Source organism: Pseudomonas fortuita (assembly GCF_026898135.2).
GTDB classification, from domain to species: Bacteria; Pseudomonadota; Gammaproteobacteria; order Pseudomonadales; family Pseudomonadaceae; genus Aquipseudomonas; species Aquipseudomonas fortuita.
In genome coordinates this window covers 1,995,941-2,012,263 of sequence record NZ_CP114035.2, presented here as the reverse complement: position 1 = coordinate 2,012,263, position 16,323 = coordinate 1,995,941, and the positions used below count along the sequence as shown (strand labels likewise).

11 protein-coding genes are annotated in these 16,323 nt (G+C 63.6%); 4 read left to right on the top strand and 7 right to left on the bottom strand.

Going from position 1 to position 16,323, the window contains the following annotated elements:
* From OZ911_RS09280 to OZ911_RS09260, 5 genes are all read right to left on the bottom strand, one after another.
* Positions 1 to 768: an SDR family NAD(P)-dependent oxidoreductase gene (locus tag OZ911_RS09280; RefSeq protein WP_023048913.1), complete on the bottom strand. Its 768-nt coding sequence runs from the start codon at positions 766 to 768 to the stop codon at positions 1 to 3.
* Between the two features lie 13 nt (positions 769 to 781).
* Positions 782 to 2,428, bottom strand: coding sequence for an acyl-CoA synthetase (locus tag OZ911_RS09275; protein WP_023048912.1), 1,647 nt, complete (start codon positions 2,426 to 2,428; stop codon positions 782 to 784).
* A gap of 123 nt (positions 2,429 to 2,551) precedes the next feature.
* Entirely contained in the window at positions 2,552 to 7,045 is a 4,494-nt protein-coding gene (locus OZ911_RS09270; protein WP_070086433.1) for an NEL-type E3 ubiquitin ligase domain-containing protein, read from the bottom strand.
* A gap of 142 nt (positions 7,046 to 7,187) precedes the next feature.
* Complete coding sequence (locus tag OZ911_RS09265) at positions 7,188 to 8,243, bottom strand: AraC family transcriptional regulator (RefSeq protein ID WP_023048909.1); 1,056 nt, start codon at positions 8,241 to 8,243, stop codon at positions 7,188 to 7,190.
* Positions 8,244 to 8,280: 37 nt separating this feature from the next.
* Positions 8,281 to 9,144, bottom strand: coding sequence for a LysR substrate-binding domain-containing protein (locus OZ911_RS09260; protein ID WP_016485815.1), 864 nt, complete (start codon positions 9,142 to 9,144; stop codon positions 8,281 to 8,283).
* A gap of 112 nt (positions 9,145 to 9,256) precedes the next feature.
* Between OZ911_RS09260 and OZ911_RS09255 the strand changes: the two genes are divergently transcribed.
* From OZ911_RS09255 to panB, 3 genes are all read left to right on the top strand, one after another.
* A complete protein-coding gene (locus tag OZ911_RS09255) occupies positions 9,257 to 10,363 on the top strand; it encodes a 2-aminoethylphosphonate--pyruvate transaminase (protein WP_023048908.1) in 1,107 nt (368 codons plus the stop codon).
* Between the two features lie 34 nt (positions 10,364 to 10,397).
* The gene (phnX, locus tag OZ911_RS09250) at positions 10,398 to 11,225 is read left to right on the top strand and encodes a phosphonoacetaldehyde hydrolase (RefSeq protein ID WP_016485813.1); all 828 of its coding nucleotides are present in this window, start codon (positions 10,398 to 10,400) and stop codon (positions 11,223 to 11,225) included.
* Positions 11,226 to 11,485: 260 nt separating this feature from the next.
* On the top strand, positions 11,486 to 12,301 hold the full coding sequence (gene panB, locus OZ911_RS09245) for a 3-methyl-2-oxobutanoate hydroxymethyltransferase (RefSeq protein ID WP_070086434.1): 816 nt from the start codon (positions 11,486 to 11,488) through the stop codon (positions 12,299 to 12,301).
* Here the strand turns inward: panB and OZ911_RS09240 are convergent.
* Positions 12,289 to 13,641, bottom strand: a complete 1,353-nt coding sequence (locus OZ911_RS09240) for an aminotransferase-like domain-containing protein (protein ID WP_219735841.1) — start codon at positions 13,639 to 13,641, stop codon at positions 12,289 to 12,291. The genes panB and OZ911_RS09240 overlap by 13 nt on opposite strands.
* Before the next feature lie 107 nt (positions 13,642 to 13,748).
* Positions 13,749 to 14,813 carry an AI-2E family transporter gene (locus OZ911_RS09235; RefSeq protein WP_016485810.1) on the bottom strand — a complete coding sequence of 355 codons (1,065 nt, stop codon included), beginning with the start codon at positions 14,811 to 14,813 and terminating at the stop codon, positions 13,749 to 13,751.
* 133 nt (positions 14,814 to 14,946) lie between these two features.
* On the opposite strand from OZ911_RS09235, the gene trhP reads away from it, so the two are divergent.
* Complete coding sequence (gene trhP, locus OZ911_RS09230; protein WP_070086435.1) at positions 14,947 to 16,281, top strand: prephenate-dependent tRNA uridine(34) hydroxylase TrhP; 1,335 nt, start codon at positions 14,947 to 14,949, stop codon at positions 16,279 to 16,281.
* Positions 16,282 to 16,323 lie beyond the last annotated feature (42 nt).

Sequence of the window (16,323 nt, the reverse complement as noted above, 5' to 3'; positions counted from 1 at the left end):
TTACTTGGCAGCCATGCGCAGTGCACCGTCGAGGCGGATCACCTCGCCGTTGAGCATGCTGTTCTCGATGATGTGACGGGCCAGCGCAGCGTATTCCTGAGGGCGCCCCAAGCGTGGCGGGAACGGCACGCCGGCAGCCAGCGAAGCACGCACTTCCTCGGTCATGCCAGCCATCATCGGCGTTTCGAAGATGCCCGGAGCGATGGTCATCACGCGGATGCCGAAACGTGCCAGTTCGCGCGCAGTCGGCAAGGTAAGGCTGGCAATGGCACCCTTGGAGGCAGCGTAGGCCGCCTGACCGATCTGGCCGTCATAGGCAGCGATGGAGGCGGTATTGATGATCACGCCACGCTCGCCGGCCTCATCGGCAGCCCCTTCAGCCATGGCTGCAGCAGCCAGGCGCAGCAAATTGAAGCTGCCGATCAGGTTGACGTTGATGACCTTGGCGAAGCTGGCCAGGCCATGTGGCCCCTGTTTGCCCAGCACCTTCTCGGCACCGACGATGCCGGCACAATTGACAAGGCCATGCAAGCTGCCGAAGGCACTGACGGCTGCGTCGACGGCCGCCTGCGCAGCCTGCTCGTCGCTGATGTCGGCCACGGCGAAGCGGGCGTTGTCACCCAGCTCACGGGCCTTGGCCTCGACGGCCTGGGCATTGAGGTCGACCAGCATGACCTTGGCGCCGGCCTCGACCAGCATCTGCGCAGTGGCAGCACCCAACCCGGAGGCGGCGCCGCTGACAATGAAGTGTTTATTGGCTATCTGCATGATCGGTTTCCTTTCAGGCGCTGGCAGGGGTGGCCTGTTGCGCTTGTTGTTTGGCGACTTCCTGGTTGCGCAGGATGAAGCGTTGCAGCTTGCCGCTCGGGGTCTTGGGCAGCTCGCTGACGAATTCGATTTCGCGGGGGTAAGCATGGGCATACAGGCGCTGGCGTACATGCTGACGCAGCGCTTCTTCCAGCTCGGCACAACCGCCGACGCCTTCAGTCAGCACCACGAAAGCCTTGATCAGCTCGGTACGTTCCGGGTCCGGCTTGCCGATGACGGCGGCCTCCACCACCGCGGGGTGCTCGATCAACGCGCTTTCGACGTCGAACGGCCCGACGCGGTAACCGGAAGTGGTAATCACATCATCGCTGCGGCCAACGAAACTGATGCTGCCATCCGCGTTGAGCTCTACAGTGTCGCCACTGAGGTAGTACTTGCCGATGAACGCCTTGGTCGGCAAACCGTGGTAGCCACCGAACCAGCAAAGTGGCGATTGCTCGCGGTCGACGGCAAGGATGCCCGGTTGACCGGCCGGCAGTTCGTTAGCTTGCTCGTCCAGCACCACAATGCGATGGCCGGGGATAGCGAAGCCTGCAGACCCCAGGTGCACAGGGTGTGACAGACCGTGATGGTTGCACAGCACCATACCCAGTTCGGTCTGGCCATAATGGTCGTGGATGGTCACGCCCAGCTCATTGGCGAACCAGCGGATCACCTCTGGATTGAGCGGCTCACCTGCACTGCTGACCACGCGCAGGCGGCCCTTGACCGGCGCCGAGAAAGCACTGCCGGCTGCAATCAACATGCGGTAGGCGGTGGGCGAGCCTGCCAGGTTGGTGATACCCAGCTTGTCGATCACCCGCGCGCAGCTTTCGACGCTGAACGGGCCATCGTAGAACGTGGTTGCATGGCCCAGCGACAATGGGCCTGTGACCGCGTAATAAAGGCCGTAGGCCCAGCCCGGGTCTGCCAGGTTCCAGAAGTTGTCTTCGCTGCGCAGGCCGATGGCGTCGCGCATGTAACCCTTAAACGCTACGATGGCCCGCAGCGGCACCTCCAACGGTTTCGCCGGGCCGGTGGTGCCTGACGTGAACATCAGCAAGAACGGGTCGCTACCCGCGCGCATTACCGGATCACAGTCGTTCGCGGCACGCTCCAGACACTGCTGGAAGTCCAGCTCGCCGACGCGGGCATTGACTGTGATGATGGTCGGGCAGGCATGCACATCGTCCAGCTTGCTACGGTTGAGGCTGTCGGTAACGACTACGCGGGCATGCGACTGCTCAAGGCGGTGCTCGATAGCCTTGGGGCCGAAGGCAGTGAACAAAGGCTGGTACACCGCGCCCAGGCGCCAGGTGGCGAGGATGGTGACAAGAAGCTCGGGAGTGCGCGGCATCAAACCAGCCACCCGGTCACCTGGACCCACGCCTTGGGTTTTGAGCACATTGGCAAATCGGGCAGACTGCGCCTTGAGCTGGTCAAAACTGTACCGTGCTGTGTTGCCAGTGCGGTCTTCGTAGATTAGCGCCAGCTTGCCGTCACCGGCATGGCGATCACAGCATTCAACACAGGCATTGAGGGCTTCGAGGTCGCCATGCAGCGCCGCACTGGCAGCCTGAGCGTGGTCGAACGCACGAGCAGCCTCGGTGTAATCGCGCATCGTCGGACTCCTGGTTTCTTGTTTTTGGTGTTAACCATCGGTCCGACGATGTTCGCGCCGCTCAAGCCCCGCGGCAATGGCCAAAGCTGTCAATCTGGATGACTGGTTTGGCCGCCTTGCAGGTCAGCTGGCACCCCGGCCCAGGCTGTGCAGGTAAGACTCGGTCAGCCCTGTCAGCAATCGCTGTGTATCGCGCAGTTCCTGCTCATCCAGATCAGCAAGCTGAGAACGCAGTTGTTCGGCCGCAATGGGTGGCTGCACAATGCGCAAGTCCGCCCTGCGCTGCAGATAGTCGGCTCTGAGTGCCTCGAACAGCGCCCGGTGCTGCTCACGAAGGCAGGTTTGCCAGAACAGGCGACTCGCCAGGCTTTGAGTCAGCGCCTCGAAGTCTTCACTGGCGAGGACAGCTGCGGCAACACTATTGACGTGCTGGTCGCTCAACCCGGCAGAGTCCGGGTAGCGCATCGCCCGCGGCTGACCGGGCAAACCCAGACGTTCGCGCAGGCGTACACGGTATGCCAGTGACAAGGCCGAGCGCCCCACCTGTTCACCCGCGCCGCCCTGGCGCAATATCGCTCGGCTGGCCTCCTGCCAAACCTGATCAAGCCGAAACAGCTGCCGGCCGAATGCCATCAACTGTCCCCGTTTCGTCAGGTCTAGCGCATCGGTTTCAGCCTGGGCCAGCAAGACCCGAATATTCACGTGACTGAAACGATCGATGACCATGTCCGAGCAGGAAACAGGCTGATTGCACTCTTCAAAAACCCGTATCCGCAACCCCGGACTGCCCTCCATGGCCCGCAGCGCGGCCCATACTTCACGCGCAAGTGCTTCCCGGCCGCCTCCGGTGGCTGCCGGGTCATAATCAGCCGTATGCTCCAGCCACGCTAAAATACGGAAAAAGCCTACGCTGTCCGGGTCGGCCAACAGGCCGTCCCACAGCGCTGCGCACGCCATTCGGTCGTTATCGGCGACATGCTGCAGCCACAAGGCGCGTGCATGAAGCAAGTCGACACGGGCCATCGACTCTGGCAAATGTCCGTGTTCCTCGATGGGATCCAGCGCGAACAACCGTTGCAACTGGACCCCTGTCAGGGGGTTACGGTCGACGACAAGCGCCCGGCGCCAGGCATGAGGCATGGCCAACACCGCCTCCGGTAGTTCCCGTAGCTGATTGTCGCTCAGGTCACAGCGCACCAAAAGGCCGCACAGCTCGATGTGGTCGGGCCAGGTCGCCAGCCGGCAGTGCCGCAGGTTCAAGTGAGTCATTGCCGAAAAATGGTTGAGGTTCAGGTAGAGGTGTTCCAGCCGGTTGTAGCTCAAGTCAAGATGGGACAAGCCAGGCAGTGCCTGCAAGACCTCGACCGCCTGCGCGTCGAGACGGATCTGGTTATGCGCCAGGCGCAAGCGCTGGAGTTGCGGCAGGTGAGCGATCCCGAGCGGAATGTTGCGCAGCCGGTTGAAACTCATGTCCAACTCGCTCAGCGTGGTAAACGGGCGCAAGAAGTTCACTGGCACCACATCGACCGCCGACTCGTACAACCGCAGGCTGGTTACACGGTGGAAGTCAATGACAGGCGGCAGCTCCGGCAAACTGCTGAGCTGCAGGCCACTCAGCGACAGGCGCTGACCTGTCGGTGTGCCCGCATCGTTGTATATCCAGTGTCCCTGCAAGCGCCAAGCCCGCAGAATGGCGCCGACGACCTGCCGGCGAAGTATCTGGCGCCCCTCGTTCAGTTCTGCGCTGCACCAGCGGTTGAGGTGGCGAATCAACTGGTCATGGTCATCTTCCAGCTCTACGAGGCGCTCATAGACCGGCCGCGGCCCATTGGCAAGAAGCGCCTGCTCCTGGTCCAGCTGCACCTCATCCAACCCTGGATAAAGCTGGCGCAAACGCTCCCGAACCCGCGCAGCAAATGAACGGCTGTCGGCCCCGGTGCGGCCATTGAGCAGATAGCCAACCCGGCCATCTGGCAAGCGTCGTCCAGGGTTCAACCATTGCACCTGTGTCGGCCATTGCAAGAGTTCGGCAACCCCCTGGTGCGTAGCAGGAAGCCGGGCAAGCAGACGCTGGCGTAGCTGTGACCCAACATCGCCGTGAGCCATGCCAAGCGCCGCGCAATGCTCAGGCGCCAACACCGCTGCAAGCGTTTCGTAAAGGCTTGCCGGGTCACCTGCGCCGAACGGCAGCCCACGCCCCAGGCCATCATAAAGATGGAAGCATCCGTCTTTATGCACCACTATCCTGCGCACAAGGGGGTCGACAGCGGTGCCTATGGCCTTTAGCAAACGCCCGTCCGGTGCACTGTCGCGCAGCTCCAGGCTGAGCGTTTCGGGAGGCACACCTGCGCGGCTTGCCAGCTCGCCCTGAAGCAGGGCGAAAGCCAGTTGACCGGTTTCGTTGCAGTAGCTGCCGGGCAGGTAAAGCCCCTCCAGCGTACGGTTCAGTCTGGCCAGGCGAAGCAGGGAGCGGGCCTTTTCCGCGAGGCCCAGCGTCACACGCCCGCTTGACGTCGTCAGCAACCGGTCGCCTTCACTGGCCTGCGCGACCAGCGCCTGTGCGTAGGCTTCCGGCAAACCGGCGAAATCACGTTTTACCAAGGTCAGCAGCCTGTCGTCGGCAGCGGGTGGCGTGCTCAGGTGCTCCAGAAGAGGCCCCTGCAGGGCAGCTCGCTGACGCAGCAGGGTATCGCTGTCGGTACTGGCAGACTGGGCCTGACACCACTCCAGCAACGCACTGTCCTGTGTGGCCAGCGAGTAGCTGGCCAGACGAGTAAAGAACGACTCGATACGCGCATGGGCTTCGAAGCGCCGCAAAGTCTCACGCAGGTTTACTGGCGCCGGCCGGTTTTCTACCAGCACGCCCCGCAACTCCTCGGTATCCACACCGGCAACCCGCAGCACTTGCGCCGCCTGCTGTGCATCAATGGCGGGATGCTGCGGCCACAGGCTATCGAGCATGCTGCGCACGTCGTTCCAGCGTTGCGGTTGATCGCGCAGCAGGCGCCAGCCGCGTTCGCCGTTGTGCAAAACCAGCGGCCCGTAACCGTTGCTTGCACCAGGGTGACGCAGGCGGTACGGGGCTTCAGGCTCACTGCGCTGAACTTCATAATAACGCTGACCCCGGCGCATCCAGCGCCTGCTCTCGTCACCATAAAGCCCATCATCACGCAGGGCGATGGTGCCTGGGTTGGACTCATAGGCTGTGATGTCATCGGAGCACAGCAGGCCGCGCCGCCCCCCCACGTTCACAGGCTGCAAGCCATCGACAAAGGTACTTCGCAGAAAACTCACACTGGCTGCGGTCAACGCCGTCGCAGCCACCGTTTCGGCAACCCCCAGCATATGCTCGAGGGCTTCGTGCTGGTGCCCACGGGTCCAGTCCTTGACGCCCTCGAATACCTCGCCAAGTGTCTGCGCCACCAGTTGGCCAAGCAGTAGCGCGCCTACCACAGGGATGAAAAGCCCCGCCAGGTTGAGCAAATCGAGCCCTGCGCCATGCCAGGCCGCATGACGAGCGCGGGCGGCAGCCGCGTCAGCGTCCGCAGTAGGGACCAGTAACAGCCGGGCGTCGTCCTTGACCCTTTGCAACTGTTGCGCGGCCAGCGCAGCGAACAAGTCCCCAGACTCAGTCGCGCCCTCCAACGCCAGATCGGGCTGGGCATCCTCCAGGCGTGCATGCAGCCTGCCTGCGATGCTCGCGCGATGTCGCAGGCTGATCAGCTGCATGAAGTAATCCCGGTAGGCCTTCTCTTGCAATGCTGCAACCATCGCAGTGTTCATGGCCTGTGTGGAGTCGAAGCGGCGCAGCGCCTGCACGGGATCGCTGGGCAGGTAGAGGACCACACCTCGGTCCTGGCCCACACTGTCTCGCAAACGAATGAACAGCCCGTCAGCAACACGCTGGCCCAACACCTCCAGCAAGCCGGGGTAGGCATGCAGGCCCGTGTCGGCATGGGCACCCCCACCCTCAACCATCTTGGTCAAGGCCTGCTGCACCTGCTCGTCGATATCGCCCTTGAGCGTCGCAACCTGCGCAGCCAGTGCCAGACCCGAACGTTTGTCCTGCGCAAGGATGCCTTCGGTGGTCGCGTTGAACGTGCGCTGCAGCTCGGCCTGGTAAAGCTGGCCCACATCCAGCGCCCGGCATGTCGCAACCAGTTGCTCGGGCGTGCCGGTCAACACGGCGTCCCGGCCAGGAGATACCAGCCCGGTGCCCTGGTAAAACGATTCGTCAGGGCCGAAGTTGCCCATCAGCCTCAGCAAGCCATCCTGGCGGGTCGCCGAGTAGTGGTACGTCTGCTGAAGAGTGCCGGGCATCGTGCCGAAACGCGGTGATACCTGCAGCCATTCCAGTGCTGCGAGGGTCATGCCTGTGGGCAGTGGCTTGACCAGCACGCCCAGCAGGTGCTTTTCAGCGAACACCTGCAGAGGCTCAAGGGTCAGCGTAAGCCCGCGCAGACGGGCCTGGCTGGCGTGATGGGCGTTGAGGCTGGCGCGCAGGGCGCCGATCTGAGCCTGGCTGGCCCGCTTTAGCCAGTCGGGAAGCCTGGCTGCGATGAAATCATCAGTTGCTTGTTCATGGCTGATGATGGCGTTCGAAGTGCTGGAAGTCATGGATGTGCCGGGAGCGAAGGGTTGGGGCTGGCATGCTCGCCAACTCGCACTGCCCAAGGCACGAGGAAATACGACCGTGCCCACGACCCGCCACCGCTTGCATCATCAATGCCCTTGATGGGCAACGATCGACTCCCTGCCTTCACCCACCGCCAGTGGCAGCGGGAGCCTCAATACAGCCTACCGCTCCCCGGGCCTGGATCAGCGCACGGTAATGCCCAGGGTTGCAGCCGAACCACTTGCGAAATGCCTTGTAGAACGAACTGCTGTCGGCAAACCCCAGACGCTCGACAATCTCACCCATGGCCACCTCTTCCCGGCTCAACCAGGCAATGGCAAGTTCGCGCCGGACACTGTCCTTGAGTACCTGGTAGCTCTGCCCTTCCTCCGCCAACCGACGACGCAAGGTTGACGGAGACAGGCACAAATGTCGTGCCAGGGCGTCGGCATCCGGCCAACGGGACGGGTCCAGTTGCAGCAAGTCGGCGCGGATACGCCGCGCGAGGCTGGCCGGATCACGGTACTTGACCAGGATGTTGCCGGGCGCCTCGGCCAGAAAACGCTGCAGGTCCTCGGGGCTACGACGCAGTGGCACGTCAAGGCAATCGGCACTGATGATCATGCGGGTGCGCGGCCGCTCGAACTGCAGGTTCTGCGAAAACATCACCCGGTAATCGTCACAGTACGGCGGCTCGGCACAGCGCAGCTCAATGGCCAGGATGGCGATGCGTCGCCCGGCCAGCCAGCAGGCCACGCCATGCACGATCATCCAGAAGGTGAAGTAGGTGAACGGGCGCCGTGGCAGGTCACGCGGCTCATTGATGACAATCTCGGCCAGGCCCTGCTGACGCACCAGGCTCGGCTGCAGGTCCTCGAGCATCAGCGAAAGAAACGCCAGCGCGGTTTCCAGGCCCTCGCCCAAGGTTGGCTGGGCCATGCTCGCCCGGCACAGAAACGCCAGGCTGCCGCTGCGCAGGCCACGCGGGTCCATGGCAAAGAACTCGTCGTTGCAACGCCGTGCCAGCAACCGCCAGAGCCGGGCATAGGCCTCGGCGCTGACCCGTGCATCCGGGGCCTGCAACTGCCCGGCGTCGATACCGGCACGGGCCAGCAACGCGGCATCCGGCTCACCCGCCGGGCAGGTCTGCAACAAGGCCTCACGCACCAGTTGCATGGAAATGGTGTCTTTCTCGCTCATCTGCAGTCCATCAGTCATACCGCCATCTCGGCCCGGCTCAAAGGCTGGCCGCCAGGCCCAGGAATGCCTGGATCAAGCGTAACTCACGGCGCCGCTCCAGGCAGCCAACCATGTGCTGGTTGACCAGACCCTGCCCGCCTAGCGGTCGCGCCACCACCCGGGGGTCGTTCGCCACTTCCGTAGACGACACCACCCCGATGCCCAGCTGCGATGCCACTGCCTCGGTGACCGCCTCACGGCTGTCCAGCTCCAGCTGCACCCTCGGCTGCACGCCGGCTGTAGCGCAGGCCTTGTCGAAGGTGCGCCGGGTAGTGGAGCTGGGTTCGCGCAGCACCATGATCTGCTGGTGCAGCCCGGTCAGGGCCAGGTCACCTTCGCCGCCCGCCCAGGCGTGCCCTGCCGGCAACAGCGCGCACAAACGGGATTCGCACAGGTTCTGAAGATACAGGCCCTTGCGTGGCTCGATCTCAGTCAGTACCGCCACGTCGGCATGCTCGGACAACAGGGCCGCCAGCGTCTCTTGAGCGTTACCCAGCCGCAAATTGACCGTGATACCGGGGTAGCGCTGACGTAACTGCGCCAGCATGGGCATGACCCGGTGCGGGCCATCGGCGGCCACCTCCAGGCGCCCGGTCAGCAACTGCCGGTTGGCTTCCAGCATGGCCTGCGCCTCTTCCGCCAAGCCGAACATGGCCCGGGTGATGGCCGCCAGTCGCGTACCCTCTTCGGTCAACTCAACGCGCCGCGCGGTGCGCCTCAGCAAGGTGATCTGGTAGTGCTCCTCCAGCGCCTTGACGTGCCCGGTCACTGCCGGCTGGCTGATGAACAGGCGCTCGGCGGCTCGCGTAAAGCTGCCCTCACGGGCCACTGCATCGAACGCACGTAGCTGAAACAGGTTCATATTTATCGGTCTGACTTATAGCTGGGATAACAACAAACAATTTGATTGATGGCAGCGCGAATTGCAACCTAGGCCTCGTAGTTTCAGCCCACCGCTTGCGAGGAATAACGGAATGAGCAACGCCCCGATTCTGCTGACCCCAGGTCCCTTGACCACATCAATCCGCACCCGCCAAGCCATGCTGGTGGACTGGGGCTCCTGGGACCGCGACTTCAACCAGCTGACTGCCAGCGTCTGCGAGCAACTGCTGGCGATCATCGACGGCAGCGCCAGCCACCACTGCGTGCCCCTGCAAGGCAGCGGCACCTTCGCCGTGGAAGCGGCCATCGGCACCCTGGTGCCACGCGATGGCAAGGTCCTGGTGCTGATCAATGGCGCTTATGGCCAGCGCCTGGCGAAGATCTGCAAAGTGCTGGGCCGCAGCTACAGCACCTTCGAAACCGCCGAAGACCAGCCGACCACGGCTGCCGATGTCGACCGCCTGCTGGCTGCCGACCCCGCCGTCACCCACGTGGCATTGATCCACTGCGAAACCAGTACCGGTATCCTCAACCCGCTGCCCGAGATCGCCCAGGTGATCAAACGCCACGGCAAGCGCCTGATCATCGATGCCATGAGTTCATTCGGCGCGCTGCCGATCGATGCCCGCGAAATCCCCTTCGAAGCGCTGATCGCCGCCTCCGGCAAGTGCCTGGAAGGCGTACCTGGCATGGGCTTCGTCTTCGCCGAAAAAGCCGCCCTGGCCGCCGCCGAAGGCAATGCCCACTCGCTGGCCATGGACCTTTACGACCAGCACGCCTACATGGCCAAGACCGGCCAGTGGCGCTTCACCCCGCCCACGCACGTGGTCGCGGCCCTGCACGAGGCGCTGCAGCAATACAACGAAGAAGGCGGCCTGCCTGCGCGCCACCAACGCTATGCCGACAACTGCAAGACCCTGCTCGACGGCATGGCCGCCATTGGCCTGCGCAGCTTCCTGCCGGCCGATATCCAGGCGCCGATCATCGTCACTTTCCACGCACCGAACGACGCCCGCTACCAGTTCAAGGACTTTTACGAACGGGTCAAGGCCAAGGGCTTCATTCTCTACCCGGGCAAGCTGACCCAGGTCGAAACCTTCCGCGTCGGCTGCATCGGCGTGGTCGGTGCCGATGGCATGCAGGCCGCCGTAAATGCCGTGGCCGAAGTGCTGCGGGAAATGGAAGTACTGGACATCTGACCCTTTGCCCACCTGAATTCAGGAATTTGCGCACATGAACTACAGCAACCCTACACAACTGCAAGCTGCCATCCTCGACTGGGCTGGCACCGTGGTCGATTTCGGCTCGTTCGCCCCTACCCAGATTTTTGTCGAGGCCTTTGCCGAATTCGACGTGCAGGTGTCCATCGAAGAGGCCCGAGGGCCGATGGGCATGGGCAAGTGGGACCACATCCGCACCCTGTGCGACGTGCCGGAAATTGCCGAGCGCTACCGCAAGGTGTTCGGCCGCACGCCGACCGACGATGACGTGACCGCCATCTACAACCGCTTCATGCCGCTGCAGATCGAGAAGATCGCCGTGCACTCGGCGCTAATCCCCGGTGCGCTGGACACCCTCACCGGGCTGCGCCAGGACGGCCTGAAGATCGGCTCGTGCTCGGGCTATCCGAAGGTAGTGATGGACAAGGTGGTGGAACTGGCGGCGCAGAACGGCTACGTGGCCGACCACGTGGTGGCCACCGACGAGACGCCTAACGGCCGACCTTGGCCGGCCCAGGCCCTGGCCAACGTGATTGCACTGGGCATCGACGATGTGGCGGCCTGCGTGAAAGTCGACGATACCGTGCCAGGCATTCTCGAAGGCCGCCGTGCCGGCATGTGGACCGTGGCACTGGTGTGCTCGGGCAACGCGCTGGGGCTGACCTGGGAAGGCTTCCAGGCACTGAGTGCCGAGCAGCTGGAAAGCGAGCGCCAGCGTATCCATGCGCTGTTTGCCGGCTCGCGCCCGCACTACCTCATCGACACCATCAACGACCTGCCCGAAGTGATCGCCGACATCAACCGGCGCCTGGCCAAAGGCGAGATGCCACAGGCCTTCTGAGGCCGTGCGAAAGGCCTGCAGGAGCGGCCTTGTGTCGCGACCGGGCTGCGCAGCAGCCCCAGCAATCCAGGCCTTTTTGCTGAATCCGAGGGGCCGCGCTGCGGCCCGATCGCGACACAGTGCCGCTCCCACAAAATACTGCAAAGCCGGCCGAATCAAGCAGGTAATCTGGGTCGCTTTTCAGCCTGGATCTGTACATTGAGTTGCCGCTGCAAGCTCCCGACAATGGGCCATCCCTGTCCTGAGATGCCCAGCCCCCAATGAGCACACACACCCGCACCAGCCGCCTTACCGTCCCGCAACTGGTCGCCATGAAAGGCCGGCAGAAGATCGTTTCGCTCACCGCCTACTCAAGCGCCATCGCCCAGGTGATCGACCCGCTGGTCGACTTCATACTGGTCGGCGATTCCACGGCCATGGTCGGCTACGGCCGCCCGTCCACCCTGGGCATGCGCCTGGACGAAACCATCGCCCATACTCGCGCCGTGGTCGACAGCACCCGCCTGGCCTGCGTAATCGCCGACATGCCGTTTGGCAGCTATCAGGAATCCCACGAGCAAGCTTTTCGCAACTGCGCCCAGGTATTGGCCAGCACTGGCTGCGACGCGCTCAAGCTGGAGGCCAACCAGGCGTTGGCGAGCACCGTCGAATTCCTGGTCGCCCGGGGTATCCCGATCATGGCGCACATCGGCCTGATGCCGCAGTTCGTCAATGCCATGGGCGGCTACAAGGCCCAAGGGCTTAGCCCTGACAGCGCTGCAGCGCTGCGGGCCGATGCGCAGGCCAACCTGCACGCCGGTGCTTTCAGCCTGCTGCTCGAAGGCGTGGCCGAGCCCGTGGCGCGCGCCATCACCCAGGCCAGCCACAAACCGACCATTGGCATTGGCGCCTCACCCGCCTGCGATGGGCAGGTGCTGGTCACCGAGGACCTGCTGGGGCTAGGGGGTGACCACGTGCCACGCTTCGTCAAGCAGTATGCCGACGTCGGCCAGGTGATCCGCGAGGCCTGCGCACGCTATGCAGACGAAGTGCGCGATGGGGCGTTCCCGGCCTTGCACCACTGCTACGGGGCTTGAGCTTCGTCCTGAATAGCCCTGACCAGGCATTGCAGTGCCAGGGCAATGTCCTTGCTCCAGTCCACTGTGCAGCACAACCGCAGGTGGCTGCGCCATAGGCCGCACTGGCTGAAGAGCTCCCCGGGGGCGATGACGATGCGTTGTGCCAGCAGCCGCTCGAAGACCCGGCGCATATCCACCGGCCGGGCCGCCTGAAACCACAGGCAGGCCCCGCCTTGAGGCTCGGTGATGCGCAGGCAGCCCTGGCCGTACACGTCCAGCAGCGCCTTCATCTGCTGCAGGCGTTCACGCAGCAAGGGCCGCAAGCGCTGTACGTGCCGCTCGACCCGGCGCGAGACGAACAGCCTGGCGATGGCCTTTTGGCGAATCGGCGACAAACGAAAGGCGCGTTCAAGGCACAACTGCTGCAAACGCTCATTATGCTGCCGGCAAAGCAGGTAGCCAAAGGGCGCCTCCGCGCCGATCAGCTTGTCGAAGGTCGAAAACACCAGCACCCGGTCAGGGTCGGCGAAGTCCCGGTAGCGCGGCGCTGAAGCGTCGAAACACAAATCGCCGTAGCCATCGTTTTCGAACAACCACACAGCGTGCTCAGCCAGCCAGCGGCAAATCTGCTGCTTGTCCGACGCGGGCATCACGCCACCTTGCGGCACATTGGCCGCTGACGACAGCACTGCCAGGCGCACCGGCTGATCGCATAGCAGCCGGTGCAACTGCTGTAAATTGAAACGCCCATCCTCACCCAATGGCACTTCGATGATGGTCATGCGCGCAGCCTGCAACTGCCTCAGCACCGCCCAGTTGCAGGGTGACTCCACCAGCGCAACCTGGCCTTCCAGGTCGAGGGCGCGTAACGCCAATTCAAGAATGCTGCGCAGGTCCGCGCCAATGAACACCTGATCGGCGCTCCAGTAATGCTGCGCCGAGCGGGTGTAGCGGTCGGCCAGCACGCTGCGCAACTCGGGCTCACCGAACGGCTGGAACAGCGGTACCAACGCGTGCGGGTATTGGCGCGCCAGTTCGCGCTCAATCATCAGTAGCGGCTGCTGCAGCGACAGCAACATGGCCGGCGCATCGCTGCCCAGGGCCAGCATGCCCGGCTGACGGGCGCTGGCGAACACCGTGTCGAGCAGGCTCGGTGAATGCTGCCCGCGCATGGCGGGGGCGCGGGGCCGGCTGAAGTAGCCCAGCTTGGGGCGCGCATACACCCGCCCTTCGTCCTCCAGCAGTGCATAGGCGTACTTGGTACTGGATACCGAAACGCCCAAGCGCTGGGCCAGCTCGCGCAGTGACGGCAAGCGCTGCTCCACATCGCAGGGCGCTGCTTCGATCCTGTCGAGCAAGTAGCGGTAGACTGCCTGGTAGGTGTAGCTGGGCTTGTCGATCTGGCTGTTTCCATCGCGGCGGGTGTGACGGCATTGAACCCAACCTTGGGTGCTGCGGTAAACCCCTACTGTGGCAATTGCACCTGCGGCTTGGTTGCGGCAAAAATCGCCCAGCTGGACACGAACAGCGCCGCGATCAAGGGCCCGATCACGAAGCCGTTGAGCCCGAAGACTGCCAGCCCACCCAGCGTCGATACCAGAATCAGGTAGTCCGGCATGCGCGTGTCCTTGCCCACCAGGATCGGCCGCAGCACGTTATCCACCAGCCCAATCACCAGCACTCCGAACGCGGTCAGGATAATTCCCGGCAGTATCGCTCCGGTCAGCAGGAAATACGCGGCCACCGGTGCCCAGACGATGCCCGCACCCACCGCCGGCAGCAGCGACAGAAACGCCATCAGCACCGCCCACACCAGTGCACTGGGGATATCCAGCACCCAGAAAATGAACCCGCCCAGCGCCCCTTGGGTAATGGCCACCAATACGTTGCCTTTCACCGTCGCCCGCACCACACGGTTGAACTTCAGTTGCAAACGACGCTTCTGGTGCTCGGGCAGAGGCACGGCCAGCCGCACCCGGCGAGCCACATCTGCGCCTTCGCGCAGGAAAAAGAACAGCAGGTACAGCATGATGCCGAAGCTGACCACGAACTCGAACGTGCCCTGACCAAAGCTGAACGCCTGAGTGGCCAGCACCTGGCTGCCTTGGGTGGCCCACTTGGTGATCTTGTCACGCAGCGCGTCGAGGTTGCCCATGCCCACGCTGTCCAGGCCATGCTGGGCCCAGGCCGGCAGCATGTTCTTGCCATGCTCGACAAAGCCGGCAATGTCCAGTTGCCCGCTCTCTATGCGCTGGTACAGCGACGCCCCCTCCTGCACCAGCAGCGCGCTGGTGATGATCACTGGCAGAACAGCCACCAGCAGGCACACCAGCAAGGTCGTGGCGGCCGCCAGGTTGCGTCGGCGCCCGAAGCGGATCAGCAGGTGGCGCTGCAAAGGGGCGAACAGGATGCCGAGGATCACCGCCCAGAAGATTGCGCCGTAGTACGGCAGCAGGATCCAGAAGAAGGCAATGGTCACCAACGCCAGGAGTACTGCCAGGGCTTTGTTCTGTAGCGCGGTTTCGTTCATTGCAGTTCCTCTCATGGCTTGTGAGTGATTAGTGCACGGCACCCAGGCAAAAGTGCCGCGCTCACTTGACGCAAATCAATACGCACCGTGTTCATCGCTCCTAGCATCCCGGCCTTTTTACCCCGGTACGCACATGAACCCTACCGCCAAGCCCGAACTGCTGGCCCCTGCCGGCACCCTCAAGACCATGCGCTATGCCTTTGCCTACGGCGCCGACGCGGTCTACGCCGGCCAGCCGCGCTACAGCTTGCGGGTGCGCAACAACGAATTCGACCACGCCAACCTGGCGCTGGGCATCCAGGAGGCGCATGCCCTGGGCAAGCGCTTCTACGTGGTGGTCAACATTGCCCCGCACAACGCCAAGCTCAAGACCTTCCTCAAGGACCTGGCACCGGTCATCGACATGGCGCCGGATGCACTGATCATGTCTGATCCAGGCCTGATCATGCTGGTGCGCCAGCACTTCCCGCAGATGCCGGTGCATTTGTCGGTGCAGGCCAACACCGTCAACTGGGCCAGCGTGCTGTTCTGGCAGCAGCTGGGCCTGAGCCGGGTGATCCTGTCGCGCGAGCTGTCCCTGGAAGAGATCGAGGAAATTCGTCAGCGGGTGCCGGGCATGGAGCTGGAGGTGTTCGTCCACGGCGCGCTGTGCATGGCCTATTCCGGCCGTTGCCTGCTCTCGGGCTACCTCAACAAGCGTGACGCCAATCAGGGCACCTGCACCAACGCCTGCCGCTGGAAGTACGACGCCACCCCGGCCACCGAGAATGCCACCGGCGATATCGTGCGCGAAGTGCAGCCTACCCTCGGCCTGGGCGCCCCTACCGAACAGGTTTTCCTGCTGCAGGAAAGCAACCGCCCCGGCACCGAAATGCCGGCCTTCGAAGATGAGCACGGTACCTACATCATGAATGCCAAGGACCTGCGCGCCATCCAGCACGTCGAGCGCCTGGCCGCCATGGGCGTGCATTCGCTGAAGATTGAAGGCCGCACCAAGTCGCACTTCTACTGTGCCCGTGCAGTACAGTCGTACCGCCAGGCGATCGACGACGCCGTGGCCGGGCGGCCATTCGACCGTGCCTTGATGGGCAACCTCGAATCCCTCGCGCAACGCGGCTACACCGAAGGCTTTCTGCGCCGCCACGTGCACGACGAATACCAGAACTACCAGCGCGGCAACTCGGTCTCGGAGCGCCAGCAGTTCGTCGGCGAACTGACCGGCGTACGTGTCGATGGCTTGGCCGAGGTCAAGGTGAAGAACCGCTTTGCCGTGGGTGACCATTTGGAACTGATGACGCCGCGTGGCAACTATCACTTCGACCTGCACCGCCTGCGCAACCGCCAGCAGCAGGCCATCGACGTCGCGCCAGGCGACGGCCATGTGGTGTACTTGCCCATCCCGGAGCAGGTCGCCCTTGACTACGGCCTGCTGATGCGCGACCTGCGCGCTGACGAGGCGGCAAGCTGACAACGCTGTAATGTGCGCCTCAGCTACCTGACAGGCGCCTGC

What these genes read in the sequence shown, in the direction of transcription:
- OZ911_RS09280 (WP_023048913.1), bottom strand. Translation starts at nt 768, where the DNA reads ATGCAGATAGCCAATAAACACTTCATTGTCAGCGGCGCCGCCTCCGGG.
- OZ911_RS09275 (WP_023048912.1), bottom strand. Translation starts at nt 2,428, where the DNA reads ATGCGCGATTACACCGAGGCTGCTCGTGCGTTCGACCACGCTCAGGCT.
- OZ911_RS09270 (WP_070086433.1), bottom strand. Translation starts at nt 7,045, where the DNA reads ATGACTTCCAGCACTTCGAACGCCATCATCAGCCATGAACAAGCAACT.
- OZ911_RS09265 (WP_023048909.1), bottom strand. Translation starts at nt 8,243, where the DNA reads ATGAGCGAGAAAGACACCATTTCCATGCAACTGGTGCGTGAGGCCTTG.
- OZ911_RS09260 (WP_016485815.1), bottom strand. Translation starts at nt 9,144, where the DNA reads ATGAACCTGTTTCAGCTACGTGCGTTCGATGCAGTGGCCCGTGAGGGC.
- OZ911_RS09255 (WP_023048908.1), top strand. Translation starts at nt 9,257, where the DNA reads ATGAGCAACGCCCCGATTCTGCTGACCCCAGGTCCCTTGACCACATCA.
- phnX (WP_016485813.1), top strand. Translation starts at nt 10,398, where the DNA reads ATGAACTACAGCAACCCTACACAACTGCAAGCTGCCATCCTCGACTGG.
- panB (WP_070086434.1), top strand. Translation starts at nt 11,486, where the DNA reads ATGAGCACACACACCCGCACCAGCCGCCTTACCGTCCCGCAACTGGTC.
- OZ911_RS09235 (WP_016485810.1), bottom strand. Translation starts at nt 14,813, where the DNA reads ATGAACGAAACCGCGCTACAGAACAAAGCCCTGGCAGTACTCCTGGCG.
- trhP (WP_070086435.1), top strand. Translation starts at nt 14,947, where the DNA reads ATGAACCCTACCGCCAAGCCCGAACTGCTGGCCCCTGCCGGCACCCTC.